The sequence below is a fragment of the Agrilactobacillus fermenti genome, assembly GCF_047943045.1.
In the GTDB taxonomy this organism is placed as follows: domain Bacteria; phylum Bacillota; class Bacilli; order Lactobacillales; family Lactobacillaceae; genus Agrilactobacillus; species Agrilactobacillus fermenti.
Window position 1 is genome coordinate 1,716,672 of the sequence record NZ_CP181347.1, and the last position, 22,746, is coordinate 1,739,417.

Here is a 22,746-nt window from a genome sequence, read left to right on the forward strand (position 1 = left end):
TGCCCACACCATCGCTTGAATCGCTGCATCTTAAACCCACTCATCCAATGACTCAACCACGTAAGTTGGTTGTTGCTTCCGATCGGCCAAATCTGCACGCTTACTATAACCTGTTAAAACTAGAAGCGTATCCACATCACTATTAAAGCCAGCTTGGATATCAGTATTTAAATTATCCCCAACCATTAAAACTGACGATTTAGGTAAGCCAATCTTTTTCAAGGCAGCAGCCATGATTGGTTTTTGTGGTTTACCAATGTAAAAGGCCTTCTGCTGTGTTGCCGTTTCTACAAGTGAAATTACTGAACCGGCTCCTGGTACTAAGCCACGTTCATTGGGTAAATTTGTATCTTCATTAGTGCCAATAAAAGTCGCACCGCGTTTAATGGCTAGTGTTGCTAATTCGAACTTATGATAAGTCACGTCATAATCTAGGCCAACAACGACATAATCGGGGTCAACTTCATTGAGTTTAAATCCTTCGCTAAGAATTGCTTTCTTCAAACCCAACTCGCCAATAATATAAACACTGTGCTCTGCTGGCTGCCCGTTGACTTGATCCGTTAAATAACTGGCTGTTGCAAGGGCTGGCGTATAGATCGTATCTGGGGTGACATGAATGTCATGGTTTTCCGCTAAATTGGTTACGACTGCCTCAGGGGTTTTAGTCGTGTTGTTCGTCAAAAATAAGAACGGCTTGCCGGCAGCTTGTAAACGCTCAACAAAGCGCTTTGCTGCAGGGATCCGTTCTTTGCCTTTGTAAACTGTGCCATCTAAATCAATAAAATAGCCAGCGTAATCTTTCTTATCCACAATAACACTCCAAATAAATTTATAATTTTTTAATTCTGATCATCATCAAGTTGCCGCATGGTAAATGATTTCCGCTTTGGCGCTTGCCTTTTGGGCTGAGCAACGGCCTTCTTACGGGAATCAACTTTGTGATGATCATTAGCAACTCTAGAAGTTGGGCGTTGACTTTGATTGCGTGCCCGGGCCGACCGCCGACGTTGCGGTTTAGCATTACGGCGAATATCACGTTCAGGTAATTTTCCAGTCCGTTTGACAATAAAGTACGCACAGCCAAAGTTACAGTATTCATACAAATAATCTTGTACAGTCCCAATAAGTTGGTCACGATTGGCGTGGTGATTCCCATCTTGATAAAACCCCCGTAGCCTTAATTGGTCATACCCCCAATCTCCAAGGATATAGTCATACTTATTGAGTACTTCACTATAACGTTCATTTAAAGCATCAAGGTTAAAGGCATCCTTGTAATTGACCACAAGCTCATAATCCACGCCATTGATCATTAGCTGCCCATCTAAGACTCGAGCATACTTAGTCAATTCTGGCGTTGACACAGTTTCGTCTAAAATTTCGTTTAGTTTGCTGACGGCGTCTTTTTTCGGCGTCTTTTTTTCATTTTTTTCTGTCAACGGCTTGCCTCGTTTCTAAACTGGATAGTGTTGTTGTAAATAATCAGCAACAACATTACGCAAAAATTCAGGGAAAAGAAATTCATTTTCACCCACGATCTCAATTGTAGGAAAGAATGGAATAAACAAATAGTGATCTAAAACAGTAATTGTATAAGTCTGTTCAGGATTAAGCTCTGACCCATGCCACAAAACGCGTCGTGTTCCTGGTTCAATAGTTAAACCATCATAAACCAGTTCACCAAACAACTTCCCTCGAAAACTCATACCTTTAATTGGAAAATGACGTAAAAACAACCGATTCTTCTCCATCTCCATAACTAAACGCCATAAATCATAACCACGTAAGGTGACCCGCAATAAATGCATTGGATGTGGCATTTGATCATGCAGATCATCCATTGTTACTATACCCGCCTTCAAATCACGTAAAAATAAGCCTTGATTTAAAATAGCCACTTCAGTTTGCCCCTTTACTCTTAGGGCTTTCAAAGCTAAGTGAATCATATTCGTTGGTCGGTCAATCGCTGTCACCAACGGTTCAGGTATGTTGGCGATTTTTACTTGCCGCAGTAACGCATGACCTCGATGCGCGTAGTCTTGAATTTCAGTCTTGTCTTCAGGTTCTTCAGGCAGTTCACTGGTTTTTTGGACAGTCGCTACTGTTTGTATGATATGATGTTGCGCATCTAAATTCAAAGTCATCTTACCAATGTACTGACCATATTTCCCGGCAGCGCCTAACATTGTATGCCCGTGCTGTTCACCATGAGGTAATAAATGATGTGTATGTGAGCCGAGAACTACGGCCAATTCTGGAAAGTGCTTTGCCAAATAACGATCCATTTCAATACCTAAGTGAGAAAGCACAACAAAAATATCCGTTGAAGCTCGTGTTTGCGCTAAAATATCTGGAAGCACATCTTGAACCACGCGTGGCTGCCAGCCATTCGGTTGGTAAGTTAGGAAGAATGGTGCCGTAAGACCGATAATCGTCACACGTGTGCCTTGTTTTGTCGTCATTTGTTTATAGGGCTGAGCAAATTTAGGTCGTGAGCCATCTTTTTCAAACAAATTAGCTAAGACCACATCAAAATTGGCGTGATCATATAAGTGCTCCAACTGAGCATGACTGTTGCCGATCCCCTCATTATTACCAATCGTCACAGCATCATACCCGATTTGATTTAATAGCGCAACATTAGCTTCACCATTCGTTGCTTCGGTCAAAGGATGGGCCCGATCTTCTGCATCACCAATATCAAAAACCAAGACTGTCTGCCCTGCTTGTGATTCTGTAGCTTGAACAGCCTGAATATACCGTCGAATTCGCGGCCAATTTTCTAAATGTGAATGTAAATCATTCGTATGGACGATCTCAATTGTCTCTGCAGCCATTACTGTCAACTCCATGAATCGTTTTATACCTAGACGGTGAACCTAACTAATGTCAATCGTAATGAAACAACGAACCCCCGTCAAGCACCATTTATATGTGCTTTATTCTCTCATTAATTGTCCTGCATTGCTAGGAGAAAATAATTCATATTAAAAAAAGACACCCTATTTTGGCTGTCTTTTGCCTGATCCATAATTTTAGTTTGTTTGAATTAATGAAATCAGCATACTTTCAACTGTTTGTAACGCTTCAGCTTTTACTAAGGGTACCAGCTGCGGCATCAAACTGTAATTGAAATAATCCTGAGACAATTGCTGCTGTTGGTATTTGCGGAAAGCAAGAATTAAAATTGCAGCAACATCTTCTTGATACTCAGATTTGGTCAATTCCAGTACCCTACTTCTTAATGCCATTAAGTTTCGCTCACCCAGCAAACAATCCCCTCCAATAACAATGATATAATTAGTATAACGAACCCAAAATTAGAAATCAATGTGAAAATTAATATTCACTAATTTTTTTGTGCTAATAGCTGTTGCTTCTTTTGAATGATCATTTCAATCTCTGATCCCGTAAGTGGCGTGCCAAAGGGTAATGGTGCTGGCAATAGCTCCCGTTCTGGTGCATCCACCCCAACATTAATATTTAGCGCCGTTGGCATCATATTATGATGAATATGTCCGTGAAGATTATAGATTTGGGTTGCAATGCCCAACAACAATGGGTAATGCGTCAAGTAATATTGAGCATGGTCAAATTTGATCAGCGCACCCACATCTTCAAATTGATACTTCGGCTGCCCATTTAAATCGTAATTGTGCTGAGCAATATATTTAAACAGCTCCCGAGCGTCATGATTACCTTTAATGAAAACAATATGACCATTCAAGCGTTTAATGAGGGTATAGACTTCTGCCGGCTTTGGAAAATTACCCGGTCGTAATGCTATATCCCCCAAATGATAGACAGTATCTTTGTCAGCTACACGAGCGTTCCAGGCTGTGATCATTTGTTCATCCATTGACGCAACATCAGAAAAATGCCGTGGTGCAAAATCATTGGGCGCCAATAATTGAGCATGAAAGAAATGCGTATCAGAAATATAGTAAATCATATCTAGACTCTTTTCTATTTCTTAAAATTAAACTTACGATTCGAATTTTATCATTAACAGATGTCAAAAAAAATAAGCCTAATCTCTAAGCTTATATCGACTGGCCAGGTTGGATTCGAACCAACGACCCACAGATTAACAGTCTGGCATTCTACCACTGAACTACTGGCCAATCAACAAAAAATATAATATCAAATATTATCTAATCTGTAAAGGGTAATCTTTAAAATTTGTTGTGAAAAACAATTCATTATGAGAACTTCTTTAACCAATATGGTTTTCTTTTAGAATTTGTTGAAAAGCCGTTTCAATTTTACCAGCGGGCTTTTGCCACTCTTCCCAGTGGTCAAAATCCTCCGCTGGAAAAGTATAAGTATCATTAACGTATTGTTCATAAACTTTGACCGCCGTTGATTTAGGAATGTTTAACTGCAAAATTTTAACTTGCTTGATAAATCCTCGAATGGCTGCCAATTCAGCGCGTCCATTCATAAAAATGTTGGCGACTTCATAATACTTACTACCATCCAAGCGGGTAATTTCTTCAATCAAATTCAAATCTTGATAACTTTGTGTCAAGCCATTTACCTCCAGCTTTGATCCGGGATGTATAGTAGCCCGAAACTCTATTTCATGGTATGTTTATTAGTTGTAATCAAAATTGAGGAATAGTGTTTAACATGAAAAAAAATCAACCAAAACAACTAACATTACTTTTAAGTTTGTTTGCCTTACTCAGCGTCTTTTATTTTACCACAGGATTTACAGTTGTGGGACACCGAGGTGATCCAATCAATGCGCCAGAAGAAACTTTTCAAAGTTTTGATACCGCCTTTTCTGAGGGAGCTAATTACGTCGAATTAGACTTACATCGTTCTCAAGACGGCGTATTGGTCATTTCTCATGACCGTAATCTGCAGCGTGTCACCGGCCAAGGGGTCATTGTTTCCCAAATGCCTTTTGGACAATTGCAAAAACTCCATAGTGCTAATGGCGAACCCATCCATAGTTTGGATGAGCTTTTTGCCCATTATCAAAACCAGCCTAATACCAAGTTTTTATTAGAAACAAAAAAGACAAAATCTGGCAATCCCAAAGATATGGAAGCACTGATCACTGCCGCGGTTAAGAAATACCATATGGAAAATCGTGTCATGATCCATTCCTTTTCCTTAGAAAGCTTGCGTCAAATGCAGACCTTACTGCCGAATGTCCCTCGTATCTTTATTGTTGGCAGCTTAAAACGCATCAATTTCGATGCCTTGCAATATGTTACCGGCATCAATATTTCTTCCGAATTGGTCACGCCGCAACTAGTTGATCAATTGCATTACTTGGGCAAACAAGTTTATATTTGGGACGAAATGACCGAAAAACAGCAAAGTTGGAATAAAATCGTTAATTTGCCGATTGATGGTGTGGTTACGAATTATCCCGCTGTTGGTGCCAGCTATCAGCAAAGTAAAGATGATGCCCGCATTCGCAACATTGATGAAGCCGTCACCTTAGTTAGCAATCATCGCGTGCCTACTTATGAGAATCCGTATCGAACTGAGTTGACTCAAGCACCTTTGAAACCCTTTCAAATCGTTAAAGCAACCCAGGTCGTCAATTTAGGTGCGCAAACATACTATCAAATCGGCGAAAATCGTTTTGTTTCTGCAGACGCATTAAATAACGCAGATGACTTATTATATAACATAAACTATTTGAACAAGACCCTCCGCCTAAAACCAGAAACATCGATGCAAGTCGCTTATCATTCGCCGCTTTATCCCCAGCAGACCAGTGGCTTAATTTTCCCCAATCAAAATTATCGCATACAAGCCGTCCGGCGAATTGCGAATACACTTTGGTTCAAACTCGCTAGTGGCTGGATCCAAGGAGATAAAGTCTTGGTAGATTTTAACAATCAAGGCCACAATAATGACTTTGCCCTCAACTTATTTTTACATGAGCATAATGATCAACGACCAAATAATGTTGATTTATTAGCCTCATTGCCAAGCTTGACCCACTTGAAAGTGTCCACCGCTAAAAAACAAAGTAGTACTGTTTCCCAACAGCTCACCAGCTTTTGCCCCTCATCACAAATGAGTACGATACTTTATCCCCTGACGACTAATCTTAATATTAAAGGATGATATTTATGTCTGTAGATGAAACTGTCAACCATGAAGCCATTATTCGTCGGGTTCGTCAAACGATCCCGCCCAGTGAAACCATTAATGATATGACCCAAATGCTCAAAACGTTCGGTGATAAAACTCGAGCTACCATTCTCTATGCCTTATACGAATCGGAATTGCGAGTTTTGGATATCGCCAGTATTTTAGATATGTCGCAAAGCTCGGTATCCCATCAATTACGTGCTTTAAAAGAAGCCAAACTAGTCAAGAACCGTAAAGTCGGTAAAGAAGTGTTATATTCGCTAGCAGATGATCATATCATCAACATTTTCCGCTTAGTATTGGAACACGTTAATGAAATTGAGAATCATAAAAAACGCTCATCAGATACAAAAAGCTAGCCAAATGATGCCGAACTGCATACAATACTAAAGAGCTCATAAAATTTAATTTGAATAAAAGCGAGGGATTCACATGACAATCAATTGGCAAACCGCGATCCAAGACTACCAGGACGACTTAATTCGCGATCTAAGTGAATTATTGGCAATCAATAGTGAACGTGATATTGAACATAAAACATCAGATTTTCCTTTAGGCCCTGGACCAGCAAAGGCTTTACAAAAGATGTTGGCTTTCGCCGAGCGTGATGGCTTTGCGACTAAAAACATCAATAATGTTGCCGGACGCATTGAATTTGGTTCCGGTGATCAAATATTAGGTGTATTAGGCCATGTCGACGTCGTTCCAGCAGGTGAAGGTTGGCAGACAGATCCTTTTACACCGGTCATTCAAGATGGCAAAATCATTGCCAGAGGTACTTCAGATGATAAGGGCCCTGTCATGGCCGCTTATTACGCCTTGAAACTTCTAAAAGATCAAGGTTTCGAACCTAAACAAAGTATCCACTTTATCCTAGGTACGGATGAAGAAAGTGAATGGGTCGGTTTACATGAATATCTCGAACAAGAGCCCACACCAGATTGGGGCTTTTCACCTGATGCTGAATTTCCAATTATCAACGGTGAAAAGGGCATTGTTTCTTTTGTATTGACGCAAAATTTAACGCACGCCGAAGCTGGTACTTATACCCTTTTGACTTTCAAAAGTGGGATTCGCGATAATATGGTGCCTCATTCAGCTCAAGCACGTGTGCAGCATGACTTTGATCCAGATTTTGAAGCAGCTTTCGATCAATATTTATCGACCAATCACCTAACAGGTTCAATAACACATACGGGTGGCTATTATGACTTATTACTACAAGGACAAGGTGCCCACGCGGCCAATCCTCAAGAGGGCCGCAATGGTGCTACATTCCTAGCAAGTTTCTTGAATCAATGGGCATTTGATGCTAGCGGACAGCAATATCTCAAAGTCATCGCAAATGATCTACATGAAGATATCTATGGCCAAAATATCGCTATTGCTTACCGCGACGACTTAATGGGCCCACTAACAGTCAGTGCATCAATCTTTAACTACGATCGCGCCAATAGTCAAGCCAGCATTCTATTAAACGTGCGTTACCCTCAAGGAACCACTGTTGAACAAATGACCCAACAACTAAGTAATCATTTTGGCGCACAATTTAATATTGCCACAAAAGGTCATTTTGAAGTGCCCCACTATGTGCCAGGAAGTGATCCGCTAGTCAAGACTTTACTGAAAACCTATGAAGATCATACTGGTCAACCCGGCGAAGAAATTATCGTTGGCGGCGGAACATACGGCCGTATTTTAAAACGCGGAGTTGCATTCGGAGCTCAATTCCCGGGTCGTAAAGATCTTATGCATCAGCCTAATGAATTAATGTATATTGAAGATATTTTAAAAGCCAGTGCTATCTATGCTGATGCAATCTATCGTTTGACACAAACTGCTGAATAATTTTAAATAAATTAAAATGATGTGTTTTTCGGAAACTAGCTGTTAAGCTAACTTCTGAAAATCACATCATTTTTTCTTGATCATTTAACTATATACAACCTCAAATTCTTCACAAACAACCATCATATTATCTGTAAATTGCTGATCCACTGTAGCTAACTCCTCAGCAAAAAACTTTTCATGCGCGGAACGCCAATAAGCTAGCGAACGATCGCCCTCACCTTCTTTAGCCGCATGTTCAGCAGTCACATCCTTAAAAGGCGTAACATAAACTTTGGTGGTTCGGATAACGCAAACTGGCAGCTGTGAACCATTCAAAACAATACTTAGGTCCCCTACCTGTGGCAAGGGTTCATTGGTCAGCTCGTATAATAAATAGTTAGACGCAGTTGCGGTCTTCTTGCCTGCCAGCACTAGATCTGCCAACTCGTCGGCCATCTTAGCACCCGAGCCGAACGCCCAAGCTTGAAATTGTTCGGGTGCTTGTGGATTTATCTGACGATAATTATCCCAAAATTGTTCAATCCGATTTCGTTGCATACCAATACCCCATGTTTTTCAGAATTTTAATTTTAGTATAGCATAAACTCACACGACTTGATTGCTTAATAATTGTGGTAGATCCGTCAAATGTGCGATTTGATAAATTGGGTGGATCGAACTATGATTTGGCACAAAATCAGGGTTATACCAAATTGTATCTACATGAGCATTCGTACCACCGAGTATATCAGAAGATAACGAATCCCCAATAACCACCGCTTCAGCTAATTCAAAATTAGGAATATGGGCAAAAACATAATCAAAAAAAGATTTTGCTGGTTTTTGATGGCCAATTTCTTCGGAAATAAATAGATCATCAAAATAAGAAATAATACCGGCATCATCTAATCTTTGCCGCTGTGTTGCGCTAATACCATTTGTGACTGCAAAAAGCCGAAATGATTTAGCCAATTGTTGTAAAATGAACTTTGCATCTGGTAATAACTGATGACCTTCTTGTAGGTAACCACGATAAATCTTACCCGGATTCAGTCCATGTAATGGCACCCGTAGCTTTTGAAAAAATAATGGAAACCAGGCCTCCAACAATTCTGACCGGCTGATTTCATCCTTTTCATACATTTGCCAAAGTTTTTGATTGAATTGATGATATTTGCGCCGAATATCCTGTGTTAAGGGTATATTTAATTGTTCAAATAGTCGGCTTAGGGCTGCTGCCTCTGCTGCATCAAAATCAAATATTGTATTATCTAAATCAAATAGTAAAAATTTATAGCTCACAATGACCTCCAAATTAACGAGATTATTTTTTTATTATACGCACCATTAATTTAGAGAACAACTCAAACAATGTCGACAAACTAAAACTATATTCTAATTTCATTCTGTTATATAATGACATCTGTATGAAAAAAGGTGGGAAGCATTTTGAAAGAACCACAATCATGGTGGCAGAAATTACAAAATCTTTTCAAACGAATCGGTAATTTCTTTACATATGAAATCAAAGCAGTTTCTGATGAACAGACGGTTGACCCAACTGAGCTATCAGTCTGGCAACGGATCCGCTTTTATTTCAACGTCACGATCAGCTCTTTGAAAACAGTCTTACTAATTTTATTAAGTTTCCTAATCGTCTTAGCAGGATTGGGTATTGGTATCGGACTAGGCTATTTTGCGTCATTGGCAAGCCAAGAAGAGGTCCCCAGTTATCAAGCAATGAAGAATCAAATTGAAGATTCTAATGAATCGGCAGCCTTTTATTTTGCTAAAAATGACAAACTTGGTAATTTGACAACCGATCTAATTCGGACACCAGTAAAAAGCAATCAAATTTCGCCTTATTTAAAAAAGGCAATCGTTGCTACGGAAGATGAGTATTTTTACCAGCATCATGGCGTCGTACCGAAAGCAATTTCACGGGCATTACTTTCAGATTTAACCGGTCTTGGCACACAAACTGGTGGCTCCACTTTGACCCAGCAACTGGTTAAAATGAAAATTCTATCTTCAGAAACGACCTTTAAACGTAAAGCCATTGAAATTTTACTAGCTGTCCGATTGGATAATTACTTTACAAAGTCAGAAATTTTGACAGATTATTTAAACGCTGCAACTTTTGGCCGCAATAATAAAGGCCAAAACGTTGGTGGTGTTGAACAAGCTGCTCTAGGGTTATTCAACAAACATGCGGCTGATCTTAATTTAGCTGAATCTGCGTTTATTGCTGGCTTGCCCCAGAGTCCTTCTGTTTACACCCCCTATAAGCAAAATGGAACTTTGAAAAAAGATATTTCAGCTGGCTTGGATCGCAAAAATACGGTTCTTTTTCGGATGTATCGTCATAATGACATTTCTAAATCTGAATACGATGCTGCCAAAAAAGTCGATCTTAAAGCAGAATTCCAACCTAAAACGGAACCTCAGCCTGAAAACCGCGGCTATGGTTATGTTTATAACTTGATCACCGTTGAAGCACGCGATATTTTGATCGACCAACTGATTCATGAGGATGGTAAAAATGTCACAACTGTCCGCAAGAACAAAGATCAATATAATACGTATTGGAATCAAGCCGATCAGTTATTACGGCAAAAGGGGTATCGTGTGCATAGTACCATTGATCGAAAACTCTACGATGAAATGCAAGTGGCTTCGAAACAAGCCGCCCCTTATCTTGGTACCTCGAAAACATCAACGATCACGGATCCAGTGACACAAAAACCAACTCAGTTTACCGAATACGTTCAAAATGGAACAGTGCTATTGGATAATCAAAGCGGTGCTGTCCTAGCTTTTGTTGGGGGTCGTAATTTTTCAAAATTCCAATTAAATCATGCTTTTGATACTAAGCGTTCGCCAGGTTCATCAATCAAACCGATGTTGGTTTATGGACCCGCTGTCCAAAACAAGCTGATCAATACTCAGTCGATGATCGCCGATTTCCCAGTAAGTTTCCATGGTTATTTCCCAACAGATTTTGGGCAACAAATTCAAAATCGCTTTATTTCAGCAAGTGAGGCATTAGCAGAATCCTATAATATTCCAGCGGTTAATCTATACGATGCCTTACAGCGTGGTAAGAATACGAAAAAGTACATGTCTGAAATGGGCATTCATCTATCTGATAAAGAATACAGTGAATTAGGTATTGCTTTAGGTGGTACCAAAAATGGTGTCTCTGTTTTACAGCAAGCTAGTGCTTTCTCTACTTTTGCCAATCAAGGTACCCACGTAACGCCCCACGTCATTTCAAAGATCACGGATCCATCTGGCAAAGTGATCTACCAAGCACCGGCAACTAAGAAACAAGTCTTTTCTAAGAGCACAGCGTACATCATGCAAAAGATGTTGAATGGTGTGGTTACCAAAGGTACGGCTTCAACACTTTCTTACCAATTACCGTTTTCTGAGAGTGATTTGGTTGGTAAGACTGGTACTTCTAATGATTATCGTGATATTTGGTTCATTGGTTCCACCCCGGGCGTGACAATGGCCTCTTGGATTGGTTATGATAACTTTTACGGTCATAACTATACTTTAAATAAGTCTTCAAGTGATGCCAATTTAACTTACTGGTCTAATATTATTTCAGCTTTATACAAAACTAATCCTAAAATGTTTAAATTAAATCAAAAGATGAAACAACCAAGTACAGTTAAAACGGATACGGTTTTAGAAGATACGGGCACAAAGTCTGGTGCAATTACCTATAATGGTGCTAATGCCCATGTCACCGGAAAAAAAGTCAAAGCCTACTATAATGATGAGCTGCCGAAAGATGTCAGTTATCAATTTGGTATTGGCGGCACAGAAAAGAACTATAAATTATTCTGGAACCATTTCTTTGGTGCAAGCAATGACTATGGCATTACTTCTACCTACACAGGCAAGACTGTTCGAGACCCAGATGATTCGGTTGAAGACGACGCCTCTAAGTACTATTACAGCAATGGTTCTTATGGCACTTATGGGAGCTTTGGCAGTGGGACCTACAGCGGCTACAGTCAAGGTAACTACAATAACACTAATGACAGCGAGCAAAATAACTATAATAACTACAATTACTCAGGTTCTGGCTTAAATTCCAATTCAACCTATGGGACTTATAGCAGTAACAGCAACACAGCTACGAGTTATAACGCCTACCGGTAAAAATAACTCGTATTGGAACCAAAAATAAGGGTAACCAAAAAAACACCTAAAACAACGAAATGAATTATTTTGGTTGTTTTAGGTGTTTTTAATTTATATTAAAGCTGCTTTACTTAAACTTTCTTGACCTACTGTACTGTGTTTTGGATAAAATCGAGTACCCTTGTCTTAACTGCCGGTGCAAAAAAACGGCTGTCAATATGGTTGCCCGCTTTTAAGATCAGTAATTCTGAGCGAATCTTTTCAGCCTGTAACCGTTGATAAAGGCGTTTGCTTTGATCCAAAGGAACCCAGTGATCGCGGTCACCTTGTAGTAGAAGTGTCGCTGGTACCTGATCAGAAACATAGTTGATCGGGCTAGCCGCCTGGAATTTTGCCGCATCAAAAGCCATGACACCTAACAGATTTTTTAACGGTGCTGAATACATGAATTGTGCTGCTTGTGGCACCCGCTGTTGATAGCCTTCCCATAAAGCTACCAAATCACTAGGGGCGTAGTAAGCAACAACATTTTGAATCTTAGGTATCGGCGGCAAATCAAGTGTCATTAACGTTTTTTCTTGCGACGTATAACCCGTCATTAAGGCCAAATGTCCACCTGCTGAATCTCCCATCAGCGTAATTGCTTGCATATCTAAATGATAAACGGATTGCTGTTCCGTTAGATAATTAATTGCTCGACGGACATCGCGGATTTGAATTGGAAAAGTGCCCTCCATACCCATATGATAATCAATACTAGCAACCACATACCCAGCGCGAGCTAAATAGGTCAACTCTGGTAAATACGCGCTACGATCACTCATTTGCCAACTGCCACCCGACAACCAAATAACTACCGGATGCCGTTGTTGCTGCTGATTATAGTCAAACGGCAACAATAAACTCATCCGCCAATCACGCCTAGTTTGCCCAAACCAATAAGCTTCATTTTGATAAGTTATTTCTGGAATCAAGGTTACCCGCCTATGTTGTTGATCTGGAATCGATATATATTGCATCAAGGCACAACCTTTCAATTAAATTTGACATTTTAATGAGTAAATACTAAAATTGCTCTTATCATTTTCTTATTTTATTAGGGGGCTTCATCATGAATTCAGCAAGTGAACTACGGCCTGGTGCCAATCGTTATGTCAGCGGCGACCATATCTTAGATGGCCTAGAAGATTATTTAAAAGATTTCGGGACGTGCGCCGTAATTACTGGCAACCAGTCTTTCAGCGTCTTCGAAAACTTTTATCAAAAAACGTTACCGTATCAAACTTATCTCTACGATGGGACGGCTAGTGATGAAAATGGCCAAGTCTTAGCGGAAAAAATCGGTCAGGTGGATACCATTATCGGTATTGGTGGCGGCCGTCTGTTAGATACGGCTAAAGTTACAGCTGAGAATTTAAAGGCTAATTTTGTTTCAATTCCCACATTAATTTCTAATTGTGCACCCTATACCCCAATTGGTGCCATTTACCATCCAGATCACACATTTAAACGTGTGGCTTATTTCAAAAAAGCCCCTGATTTAACTCTTGTAGACTGGACTTTGCTTTTACAAACACCCAAAGCCTATCTGGTAGCCGGCATTGGTGACACCTTAGCCAAATGGTATGAAATTGAAGGTCTCACACGCAAACTAGATGCGACGGCTAAAACAGCTTTTATCCGACTAGGTATTGCCAGTGCCAAAGAAATTTTAAATATCTTACTCAATGACGCTTCGGTGGCTTTAGCAAGTCTAGCCGAACAACAATCAACGCCCGCCTTTGGTCGAATTGCCGATACGGTTATTGGCTTAGCGGGTACTGTGGGTGGTTTTGCTGCTGAATATGGTCGCATGGCTGGTGCCCACGCTGTCCACAATGGTTTATCGTATATTGAAGCCACCCATAAAATCTTACACGGCAATAAAGTAGCTTACGGTATTCTCGTCCAGCTTGCTTATACAGGTGACTATGATGAGATCCGTAAATTAAAGCCATTTTATGACAGCGTAGGGTTACCAACCAACTTATCTGGTCTAGATGTTGCTGAAGGTGATCAAGCTGATTTACAAAAGGTTGCTGCTTTTGCGGCTAGCGACCATGAGAGTTTTAAATTATTAAATCCTCAACTCACGTCAGCGGATGTTTTAGAAGCCATTCATAATGTGGAAGCGATTGATCAACAAACGATCTAGTCCACGAGACAGCAGAGGTTCAACGACCATGATTTGCAAGATTCATGCTAGCTGTTTCAATTAATTGTAAAATAAATAGAGAGAGTGAGACAAAAGGCGTTCAGTGGCCGAGCACTAACAAGAGTCACTCAAATGGTGGGCCTTTCCATTTGAGTGATTCGTAGTTAAGTGAGGACATTGCCTTTTGGCACACGTTTAAGCAATAAATATTCGTAATTAACAAGTGGCTGAAAACAAAACGTTAGTTTTGTCTCAGCCACTCTGTTTAATTACCACCAATTTAACTTTAACCATGTGCCAAAATTTACGGGTGACAAGCACATTTGTCACAATTATTTAAGCTTTTGTTGACTCCCGTTGCACCATATCATAAGGCAACAAAATTGTTTTTTCATCAATTTCTTCCTTATTCATCATCTTTGTCAAAAGCCGCATTGCAACTGCACCAATGTCGTAAAGGGGTTGACTGATCGAAGTGATTTTTGGCCGTACCATTTCGGTTAGGATCGTATTATTGCTGGTGATGATCTGGAATTCCTCCGGCACTTTAATGCCATGGTCGATCATGCCATTCATTACACCAACTGCCAATTCATCATCGATCACATAAGCTGCGGTCGCACCAGCTGCTTGTAATTGCGACCAGAGTGCTTCCCCTGCTTTATAACTATAATCAGTTTCAAAAACCAAACTGTCGTCAAATGGCAGCTTGTTAGCTTTAAGGGCCTGTTTATAACCTTCTAAACGATATTTTCCATTAATAGGGTAGTTTAAGTCACCGCTGATAAACGCAACCTTTTGATTGCCGTCCTTGATCAGTTTATCGACCACATGACGAGAAGCTTCAGTGTAATCAATATTCACACTGCCCACTTGTTCGTCAGGATCAATCGTACCTGCCAAAACAACTGGCGTTTTAGCACGGGAAAATTCAGCGCGTACTTCATCAGATAATGTATGACCCATATAAATCAAACCATCTACTTGTTTGGCAAATAGACTGTTCAATACTTGAATTTCCTTAGGCCCATTTTCTTCAGAATTCGCCAAAATAATATTGTATTTATACATCGTTGCAACATCATCAATCCCACGAGCTAACGAAGAGAAATAAATATTAGTCACGTCAGGAATGATTACCCCAACGGTTGTTGTTTTCTTGCTAGCTAAGCCACGAGCAACTGCATTTGGCCGATAGTCTAATTCCTCAATAACTTTTAGTACTTTTTGTCGTGTTGCAGGTTTTACATTTGGATTGCCGTTTACAACCCGAGAGACCGTTGCCATTGAAACATTCGCTTCACGGGCAACGTCATAGATTGTAATTGTTTGTTTATCCATGTCGTCGTACCCCCATCATTTTCATTTGTCAGAAATAAATTTAACATTGTTAAACCAAAAATGCAAGCGTTTTTATGAAATTTTCATGAAAACACGGTATTTTTTTCGAACCCTGTTTTTTGAAAATGAGTTCAAAAACCTATGCTATACTTAAAAGTAAAAGATGAAAAAGGAAGTTTTGTCATGGAAAATTTAGCCAAATTACGTCAATGGACGCAAGATCAACAGTTAGATGTCGTTTATATTAGTGATCCAGTAAACATCAATTACTATACTGGTTTTTACAGTGAACCTCATGAACGAACTTTGGGTCTATTTGTATTCGCTGATCAAGAACCATTTATTTTTGCGCCCGCATTAGAAGTCGAAGTTGTGAAAGCTACTGGTTGGCCTTATGACGTTTATGGTTACCTTGACCACGAGGATGCTTATGCGATGATTGCCGATCAAATCAAACGGCGTGTCGCTAACCCAATCAAATGGGGCATTGAAAAAGCACAGCTGCAATTCAAACGTTACGAGGCTCTGATCGCCCACTTTCCAAACGCCGAATTCGATATTGATGTCACTGACTTCGTCGCCCACCAAAAGCTTTTCAAAACCGATGCTGAGATTCAATTAATGATTGCTGCTGGTAAAGAAGCTGACAATGCCTTCAAAGTTGGTTTTGAGGCCGTTTCCAGTGCACGCACCGAACAACAGGTCGTCGCAGAAATCGAATATGCGATGATGAAACAAGGTGTGATGCATATGAGTTTTGACACTATTGTCCAAAGTGGCGCCAACGCTGCAAACCCTCATGGTGCCCCACTCCCTGAAAAAATTAAGCCTAACGCTTTAGTCCTGTTCGATTTGGGGACCAATCATAAAGGTTACATGAGTGATGCTTCTAGAACCGTCGCCTATGGCAAGATCGATGATAAATCACGTGACATTTATAAAGTCTGCTTAGAAGCTCAATTAGCGGCGATGGATGCTGCAAAGCCAGGTATTACCGCAGCTGAATTGGATCAAGTTGCTCGTGACATCATCACGAAGGCGGGCTACGGCGATTACTTTATTCATCGCTTAGGCCATGGTATTGGGATGTCCGACCATGAATTTCCATCAATCATGGCTGGCAATGATTTAGAATTAAAACCCGGCATGTGCTTCTCAATTGAACCGGGTATTTATATCCCTAAGGTTGCCGGGGTCCGCATCGAAGATTGCATTCACTTGACTGAAACTGGTAACGAACCATTTACCCATACAACCAAAGAATTGATCGAACTACCTTTATAAAAGTTGAGTTAATGCCACCAAAAATACTCAATTTAGTTTTGACGAAGTTGAAGTGACCCATGATTAAAATAATTTCTAGTATGTGTCAGAAATAAAACTAATGTTTTGTTGCCAACTACTAGTCATTTTCTTCATAAAAAAGAGGCTTGTTATTTTTGTTAGCAAGTCTCTTTTTTATGAAGAAAATAGATTTTTGAAATCCAAATGCGCATATTACCCGAAATCAGCATTAACATTATAAACTAATTATTTCTATTTATAATATTAATGCATTGCTGGCAGTAACACTTTGCGTTCCGATGCAGAAATGCTTGTATCTCTGTAAAAGACCTCTCAGGCAGTTCAAAAAAGAAAAAAGTTTTTTCCCAAACCTCGATTTTGCGACCACAGTTATCACACACGAATTTCATGGCTGCTTACCGCCTTTCCTAAAAATTATTTACGGGCCTTAAAAATACCAACTGCAATTGCAAAAGTAACAATGGATGTCAGCACTAGAATTAATACATATGCTAACGCAGAAAGACCGTTAAACGTAAATAAAATCAAGCCAATAATTGCCAAATTAATTAGAAGTCCAAGTCCAATTTGATATATGGGGGTGTTTTTATAAACATCCCGAGAGATAAACATTTCCTGAAAGGCCATCGCAACAGTAGTTACTGTAAATATGAATACTAATGGATTGTTAGGGAGTGATGAAAACCCCTTATTAATCGTCTCAATAATAATTGTAAAAATGATGAGGGCAGTTTGTAAATTAAAAAGGACGCGCGTATTAGACAGACGTTTTTGAATTAAGCGTTCATCGGTTAATTTTCTAAATTTCATAACTAGTCCTCCTTAACCAAAAGAGGCGTCCAAATTTGAGCCAAGTACTTCTGAGATTTTCCTGCCCGATCGCAGCGTCAACTTAAATTTTGCAAATTCAATTAAATAGATAATTTGATCGCGTACCAACATCAACTTAACAGATAGTTTTCTACTTCATGTCTTATGGTACACCACTAGGTCTAACGACAGAAAACAAAAAGGTTTGACTCCGATCAAATATCGAAATCAAACCATCACTTAAAATTCTATTAACTGTCTAACTTTTTTGTTGTAATTTACGCCGCTGATCTAACTTAGGCGTTTCTTAATTTAACGATTTAATGCCAGCCCAAAAATTATTGATCTGTACTGGTTGCCTTGTCTTTAACAGTTTCAACTTGTTGCTTTGCAGCACTTGCTGTTTGTTCCGCGGCGCCTTTAGCCTCTTCAAAAGCTGATTGAGCTGCTTCGTTAGCTGTATCGATCGTATCAGTTGCGGAATTAGTCGCATCGATCACAATATCATCGTAATTTGCTTTATCGCTTTTATCGTGGCCCATCTGTGCTTTAGCCTTACCAAATTGATCCCGCAGACTAGCAGTTGCGGAATCAAAAGTTGCTTTAGCATTAGCCTTCTTATCTTCTAAGTTCAAATCTGAAATTTTATGGTTGGTCTTTGACAATAATTGGCTGACTTTTTCACTGGAATTATCTTTCAGATCTTCAGCCGCATCGCTGGCATAGCCATAAAAATCTTTGCTCTTAGACTTGGTATGGCCAAGTAATTGTTTTAGTTTAGCCTGAGTTTCGGCCCCAGTCTTGGGTGCTAAAAACATCGTCGCCCCAAAAGCAGCGGCACTACCAATTAACAAGCCTGCAAAAAAATGTCCTTTTTTTTCACTCATAAACGTCTACCTCCAATTTTTATTTTTGTTTACGACGTAATCGCATGCGATTGACGGCGCCAACACTCTTAGCAAACAAACCGACTTTACCGGTCGTTGCGGTGGCATGAGTCACTTTAGTTGCAAGATTTCTGGAAGAAGCATTCAAATCAGAAATACTCGTCCCTAGATCCCCGGCTGCAACAAATACGGGGTCGAGCTCTTTGACCTTACCGTTCACGTCATCTAAAAGTGTATTACTCTTATCTAATAAACTTTCGACTTGGGTCATCAAAACTTCCGACTTATCATTAACGATCGTTACCGTCTGATTGACCAATTTAACACTATCTTTCAATTCAGCCACGACTTTTGTCAACCGCAACAATAACATCACGATAAAAACGACTAGAATCAAAAACGCAATAGCTGCGATCAATGCTGCAATTTCACTACCACTCACGATTTCTTACCTCCGCAATTCCAATTGTTAGTTTTAGCATATCATTATTTGTCAGCGGCTTCAATTAACAGCTTCAAGTAATTATTTTGTACCGTTAGTTGTTCATGATACACTAACTATTAGAAACTAATTAATGGAGAAAGAAACTATGTCGATCAAACTTATTTTAGCGGCTCAAAACTCAATCACAGAAAATTCACTGCAGACAATTAAAAAAAATACCAATGTTTTTCAACGATTATGGGCAGGTATTGATTGGGACCAAATTGTTTCTAAAGTCATTGTCGCCACCTTGACGATCATTGCTTTAACCGTGTTATTTTTTATTCTAAACAAAGTGGGCAAACGTATCATTAATCATGTTTTTGACCGTTATGCTAAAAATGAAAAATTCTCGGTCAATCGTGTAGGAACGATTCGCTCACTGATCAATAACCTCTACACCTATCTGTTAATTTTCTTCTATGTTTATGCCATCTTATCAACTTTAGGCGTGCCGGTTGGTACCTTGATTGCTGGCGCTGGTATTTTAAGTTTAGCGATTGGTCTTGGCGCTCAAGGATTTGTGAATGATCTGGTCACTGGACTTTTCATTCTTGTAGAGCAGCAGTTTGACGTAGGTGATGTGGTCAAAATTGGCACGATTACCGGTACGATCCATGCCATCGGTCTGCGCACCACACAGGTCAAAAGTTTCGATGGGACACTTAATTTTATCCCTAATCGTAATATAACGATCGTTAGCAATAAATCCCGTGGCAACCGTCAAGTTTTACTTAATATTCGAATTTACCCACAAACGGATATTTCCCAGTTGAAAAAAATCATCGAACAAGTGAATCAAAAACTCGTACCTCGCTTTGATACCATTCGTCAAGGCCCAGACTTACTAGGCGTTAATGACCTGGGCCACGGTGAACTTGCCTACCAGGTACAAATGTATACCATAAATGGTGATGAACTAACGGTTCAGCGTGAATTTTTGGCGGCTTATCTTGCTGCTTTTAAGACTAATCAAATTGATCTACCTCAAACGCCTCTAGATTTAAATTTTCTTGCCCCAAAGCCTAATTAAGGAGACAACTAATTGATTAATATTATTAAAGGTTTTTTGATTGGGATTGCGTTAGTGATTCCAGGTTTATCTGGTAGTATTTTTGCCGTGATCGTTGGTTTATACGAACCTCTGATCAAAGCAATCAATAATTTTCGTAAAGCACCCAAACAACAGCTTAAATTTTTAACCCCTATCGGTATCGGTGCAGTCATCGGCATCATTGTTTCCACAAAAGTGGTTCTTTGGCTCTCGCAACGCTTCCCTATCCCGGCCTATGCCTTTTTCTTAGGTTTGGTTTTAGGCATTCTGCCATTTATTTGGAAAAAAATGCGGCTCGTAACCTTTCGTTGGTGGCTCCCACTTTTACCAGTATTCGGATTTATTCTGATTATGGGACTAACCTTACTGGGTAGTGGGCACAGTGAAAGTTATATTCAAATTTCTGCCTTACACAATGTTCAAGATTTTGGGCAAATGCTTTTTGCTGGCGGTTTTGCCGTCGCGCTGATGCTGATTCCCGGTATTTCTGGTTCGATCATGCTCATGGTCATTGGTCAATACGGCACGATTTACAATGCGGTAGGTAAAAGCACCAATGTCTTGAAACATATTTTAGGCGGAAATTTTGTCGCAGCCCAGCAAGATTTAAAATCGGTTGCCTTGATCCTGCCATTTATGATCGGTGCATTGATTGGCACCATCTTAGTAGCCAAATTAATGCATTATCTGCTGGCACACTTTGAAGGTCAGGTCTACTACGGCGTTTTAGGGGTCGTTATTGCGGCTAGTGTCACTTTGTGGCAAAGTGGTATTCAACCAGCCTTACCCGTAAACTTAACCTTGAGTACTTATTTATGGATTGGTGTCATGATCATAATAGGTGTTCTCGCAACCATTTTTCTAGATAAACCTGACAATGACTCATGATTTTAAATAAAATCAAAAAATCGACTGATGTCGTCTTATTATGACAAACATCAATCGATTTTTTATTTAACACACATTACCGTGTCCTAATTATGATTTGTTTGATTCAAATAAGTTTCAGCTTTTGCCAATACAACTTTTAAATTATCATAAGTCAATCGCTGACGTGCTTGTTCATAAGGTAACCACTGAATGTCACTAATTTCTGACAATTGTTTATGTGTCTTGGGTAATTGAGCCACATGACTAATGTAAAAAATTGAGACCTTCTCGGCACCGTTAGCCAAAGGATACGTAATTTTCTCAGCGAAATTTGTATCGACTTGCACATCAAGCCCAGTCTCTTCTCTGATTTCGCGAATGGCGGCCGCTTCATAGATTTCACCTGTTTCAACGTGTCCTTTAGCAAACCCCCAGAAATCACGGTCTTTACTTTTAACTAATAAATACTGCCGTACACCTTGACTGTTCTCTGAATAAATCACCGCGCCAGTTGCTACTTCCTGTGCCATGTTAATGTGTCACCTGCCCGTCACGATAACGTAAAAATGGTTCGATCGCATTTAAGCCGATTTGAATTGCCGCTTCATGGGGCGCCATATGATCCGAATGCAAGGCATAAGGGCTATCCACACCTAACCAAAACATAGTTCCTGGAATTTTAGACAGCAAAAAGCCAAAGTCTTCTCCAGTCATAGCTGGTTGGGTCTCAATAAAATTCACATCTGGTGCTTGCTTCATGAAGTCGATAAAATTAGCTGTCAATTCAGGATTATTTTCAACGGGTAAATACCCACCCTGTTCCAACTTTAAATCAGCTTGGCATTGGTACATAGCCTCAAGACCATGGACAATTTGGCGCACCCGTTCTTGGACATGACGATTCATTTTTTGGGTCAAGGCGCGAATCGTGCCATCGATCTGTGCGGTACCAGCAATAACATTCATGGTCGTCCCTGCATTGAAGTGGCCTAAAGTCACCACTGCTCCTTCAATTGGGTCGACATTACGGCTGACAATTGTCTGTAGCTGGGTCACGAGTTCGGCCCCAACAACAACCATATCATTAGCCAAATGTGGATAAGCCGCATGACCGGATTTTCCCGTTAAAGTGATGTGGATCTCACAGGTTCCAGCAAATAGTGTCCCCATGCGACAGCCAATTGCCCCCGTGGGTAACTGAGGATTGTCATGCAGCCCATAAATTTCATCTGGCAGCCATTCATTCAAAGCGCCGCTTTCATATAGCCGCTTGCCGCCACTGGCATTTTCTTCAGCCGGCTGGAAAATGAAAACAAAATTATTTTCTGGTTGTTGTGCAGCAAAACTAGATAATAACCCCAGTGCCACAGTCATATGAATATCATGGCCACAAGCATGCATCTTTCCAGGATGCTTAGAAGCATAAGGTAGCCCAGTTGCTTCCGTAACTGGCAGCCCATCAATATCGGTGCGATAACCGATCGTCCGTTGTCCAATTTTACCTTGCACCCGAACTAATATAGCTGTGTCGTGGGTCTTGATCGTTAAGAAATCCTGCGGCAGCTGGTGAATCTGTTGCAGCAAAAATGCTTGCGTTTCATGTTCTTCTAAGCCAATTTCTGGAATCTGATGTAACTGTCGCCGAATTGTAATCAACTGCGCTTCTGTTAACAACTGAATAGCCTCC

The 22,746-nt window shown here is 40.1% G+C and carries 23 protein-coding genes and 1 tRNA gene; 8 read left to right on the forward strand and 16 right to left on the reverse strand.

Annotated features, from left to right (window positions below; all coding sequences use genetic code 11):
• Nucleotides 1-30: 30 nt before the first annotated feature.
• The 7 genes from ACNAN0_RS08575 to ACNAN0_RS08605 form a co-directional block, all read right to left on the reverse strand.
• Nucleotides 31-813, reverse strand: a complete 783-nt coding sequence (locus tag ACNAN0_RS08575) for a TIGR01457 family HAD-type hydrolase (RefSeq protein WP_230914458.1) — start codon at nucleotides 811-813, stop codon at nucleotides 31-33.
• Between the two features lie 29 nt (nucleotides 814-842).
• Nucleotides 843-1,442: a YutD family protein gene (locus ACNAN0_RS08580; protein WP_230914457.1), complete on the reverse strand. Its 600-nt coding sequence runs from the start codon at nucleotides 1,440-1,442 to the stop codon at nucleotides 843-845.
• Between the two features lie 15 nt (nucleotides 1,443-1,457).
• A complete protein-coding gene (locus ACNAN0_RS08585) occupies nucleotides 1,458-2,840 on the reverse strand; it encodes a bifunctional metallophosphatase/5'-nucleotidase (RefSeq protein WP_416353082.1) in 1,383 nt (460 codons plus the stop codon).
• A 198-nt stretch (nucleotides 2,841-3,038) separates the two neighbouring features.
• The gene (locus ACNAN0_RS08590; RefSeq protein ID WP_416353083.1) at nucleotides 3,039-3,254 is read right to left on the reverse strand and encodes a hypothetical protein; all 216 of its coding nucleotides are present in this window, start codon (nucleotides 3,252-3,254) and stop codon (nucleotides 3,039-3,041) included.
• Nucleotides 3,255-3,352: 98 nt separating this feature from the next.
• Nucleotides 3,353-3,955, reverse strand: a complete 603-nt coding sequence (locus ACNAN0_RS08595) for a metallophosphoesterase (RefSeq protein ID WP_416353084.1) — start codon at nucleotides 3,953-3,955, stop codon at nucleotides 3,353-3,355.
• Nucleotides 3,956-4,055: 100 nt separating this feature from the next.
• A tRNA-Asn gene (locus ACNAN0_RS08600) sits at nucleotides 4,056-4,127 on the reverse strand.
• Between the two features lie 92 nt (nucleotides 4,128-4,219).
• Complete coding sequence (locus ACNAN0_RS08605; protein WP_230914453.1) at nucleotides 4,220-4,534, reverse strand: hypothetical protein; 315 nt, start codon at nucleotides 4,532-4,534, stop codon at nucleotides 4,220-4,222.
• A 101-nt stretch (nucleotides 4,535-4,635) separates the two neighbouring features.
• Here ACNAN0_RS08605 and ACNAN0_RS08610 point away from each other — a divergent pair, with 101 nt between their 5' ends.
• The 3 genes from ACNAN0_RS08610 to pepV all read left to right on the forward strand — a co-directional run bounded on the left by ACNAN0_RS08610 (nucleotide 4,636) and on the right by pepV (nucleotide 7,974).
• Nucleotides 4,636-6,099: a glycerophosphodiester phosphodiesterase gene (locus ACNAN0_RS08610; protein WP_416353085.1), complete on the forward strand. Its 1,464-nt coding sequence runs from the start codon at nucleotides 4,636-4,638 to the stop codon at nucleotides 6,097-6,099.
• Nucleotides 6,100-6,104: 5 nt separating this feature from the next.
• On the forward strand, nucleotides 6,105-6,485 hold the full coding sequence (locus ACNAN0_RS08615) for an ArsR/SmtB family transcription factor (RefSeq protein WP_230914451.1): 381 nt from the start codon (nucleotides 6,105-6,107) through the stop codon (nucleotides 6,483-6,485).
• Between the two features lie 73 nt (nucleotides 6,486-6,558).
• Complete coding sequence (gene pepV, locus ACNAN0_RS08620; protein WP_416353086.1) at nucleotides 6,559-7,974, forward strand: dipeptidase PepV; 1,416 nt, start codon at nucleotides 6,559-6,561, stop codon at nucleotides 7,972-7,974.
• An 84-nt stretch (nucleotides 7,975-8,058) separates the two neighbouring features.
• Here the strand turns inward: pepV and ACNAN0_RS08625 are convergent, their stop codons facing one another.
• Both ACNAN0_RS08625 and ACNAN0_RS08630 read right to left on the reverse strand, forming a co-directional pair.
• Nucleotides 8,059-8,514: an ASCH domain-containing protein gene (locus ACNAN0_RS08625; RefSeq protein WP_230914449.1), complete on the reverse strand. Its 456-nt coding sequence runs from the start codon at nucleotides 8,512-8,514 to the stop codon at nucleotides 8,059-8,061.
• Nucleotides 8,515-8,562: 48 nt separating this feature from the next.
• Nucleotides 8,563-9,258, reverse strand: a complete 696-nt coding sequence (locus ACNAN0_RS08630) for a YjjG family noncanonical pyrimidine nucleotidase (protein WP_416353087.1) — start codon at nucleotides 9,256-9,258, stop codon at nucleotides 8,563-8,565.
• 147 nt (nucleotides 9,259-9,405) lie between these two features.
• Between ACNAN0_RS08630 and ACNAN0_RS08635 the strand changes: the two genes are divergently transcribed.
• A complete protein-coding gene (locus tag ACNAN0_RS08635) occupies nucleotides 9,406-12,132 on the forward strand; it encodes a transglycosylase domain-containing protein (RefSeq protein ID WP_416353088.1) in 2,727 nt (908 codons plus the stop codon).
• 128 nt (nucleotides 12,133-12,260) lie between these two features.
• Here the strand turns inward: ACNAN0_RS08635 and ACNAN0_RS08640 are convergent, their stop codons facing one another.
• Nucleotides 12,261-13,133: an alpha/beta hydrolase fold domain-containing protein gene (locus ACNAN0_RS08640; RefSeq protein ID WP_416353089.1), complete on the reverse strand. Its 873-nt coding sequence runs from the start codon at nucleotides 13,131-13,133 to the stop codon at nucleotides 12,261-12,263.
• Nucleotides 13,134-13,225: 92 nt separating this feature from the next.
• Between ACNAN0_RS08640 and ACNAN0_RS08645 the strand changes: the two genes are divergently transcribed.
• Nucleotides 13,226-14,308, forward strand: a complete 1,083-nt coding sequence (locus ACNAN0_RS08645; RefSeq protein WP_416353090.1) for an iron-containing alcohol dehydrogenase family protein — start codon at nucleotides 13,226-13,228, stop codon at nucleotides 14,306-14,308.
• 336 nt (nucleotides 14,309-14,644) lie between these two features.
• Here ACNAN0_RS08645 and ccpA read toward each other — a convergent pair whose 3' ends face one another.
• Nucleotides 14,645-15,649 carry a catabolite control protein A gene (ccpA, locus tag ACNAN0_RS08650; RefSeq protein ID WP_230914444.1) on the reverse strand — a complete coding sequence of 335 codons (1,005 nt, stop codon included), beginning with the start codon at nucleotides 15,647-15,649 and terminating at the stop codon, nucleotides 14,645-14,647.
• A 183-nt stretch (nucleotides 15,650-15,832) separates the two neighbouring features.
• Between ccpA and ACNAN0_RS08655 the strand changes: the two genes are divergently transcribed.
• Entirely contained in the window at nucleotides 15,833-16,933 is a 1,101-nt protein-coding gene (locus ACNAN0_RS08655) for a M24 family metallopeptidase (RefSeq protein ID WP_416353091.1), read from the forward strand.
• Between the two features lie 435 nt (nucleotides 16,934-17,368).
• Here the strand turns inward: ACNAN0_RS08655 and ACNAN0_RS08660 are convergent, their stop codons facing one another.
• From ACNAN0_RS08660 to ACNAN0_RS08670, 3 genes are all read right to left on the reverse strand, one after another.
• Nucleotides 17,369-17,764: a hypothetical protein gene (locus ACNAN0_RS08660; protein ID WP_416353092.1), complete on the reverse strand. Its 396-nt coding sequence runs from the start codon at nucleotides 17,762-17,764 to the stop codon at nucleotides 17,369-17,371.
• Between the two features lie 338 nt (nucleotides 17,765-18,102).
• Nucleotides 18,103-18,651 (reverse strand): YtxH domain-containing protein, encoded by a 549-nt coding sequence (locus tag ACNAN0_RS08665; RefSeq protein ID WP_416353093.1) that lies wholly within the window; start codon nucleotides 18,649-18,651, stop codon nucleotides 18,103-18,105.
• 19 nt (nucleotides 18,652-18,670) lie between these two features.
• Entirely contained in the window at nucleotides 18,671-19,093 is a 423-nt protein-coding gene (locus ACNAN0_RS08670; protein WP_230914015.1) for a DUF948 domain-containing protein, read from the reverse strand.
• Nucleotides 19,094-19,241: 148 nt separating this feature from the next.
• On the opposite strand from ACNAN0_RS08670, the gene ACNAN0_RS08675 reads away from it, so the two are divergent.
• Both ACNAN0_RS08675 and ACNAN0_RS08680 read left to right on the forward strand, forming a co-directional pair.
• A complete protein-coding gene (locus tag ACNAN0_RS08675; RefSeq protein ID WP_416353094.1) occupies nucleotides 19,242-20,168 on the forward strand; it encodes a mechanosensitive ion channel family protein in 927 nt (308 codons plus the stop codon).
• 12 nt (nucleotides 20,169-20,180) lie between these two features.
• Nucleotides 20,181-21,077, forward strand: a complete 897-nt coding sequence (locus ACNAN0_RS08680; RefSeq protein WP_416353095.1) for a DUF368 domain-containing protein — start codon at nucleotides 20,181-20,183, stop codon at nucleotides 21,075-21,077.
• Between the two features lie 86 nt (nucleotides 21,078-21,163).
• On the opposite strand, the gene ACNAN0_RS08685 is transcribed toward ACNAN0_RS08680, so the two are convergent.
• Both ACNAN0_RS08685 and ACNAN0_RS08690 read right to left on the reverse strand, forming a co-directional pair.
• A complete protein-coding gene (locus ACNAN0_RS08685) occupies nucleotides 21,164-21,589 on the reverse strand; it encodes a bis(5'-nucleosyl)-tetraphosphatase (protein WP_416353096.1) in 426 nt (141 codons plus the stop codon).
• A gap of 1 nt (nucleotide 21,590) precedes the next feature.
• Nucleotides 21,591-22,739 (reverse strand): N-acetyldiaminopimelate deacetylase, encoded by a 1,149-nt coding sequence (locus ACNAN0_RS08690; RefSeq protein ID WP_416354186.1) that lies wholly within the window; start codon nucleotides 22,737-22,739, stop codon nucleotides 21,591-21,593.
• Nucleotides 22,740-22,746: the final 7 nt, after the last annotated feature.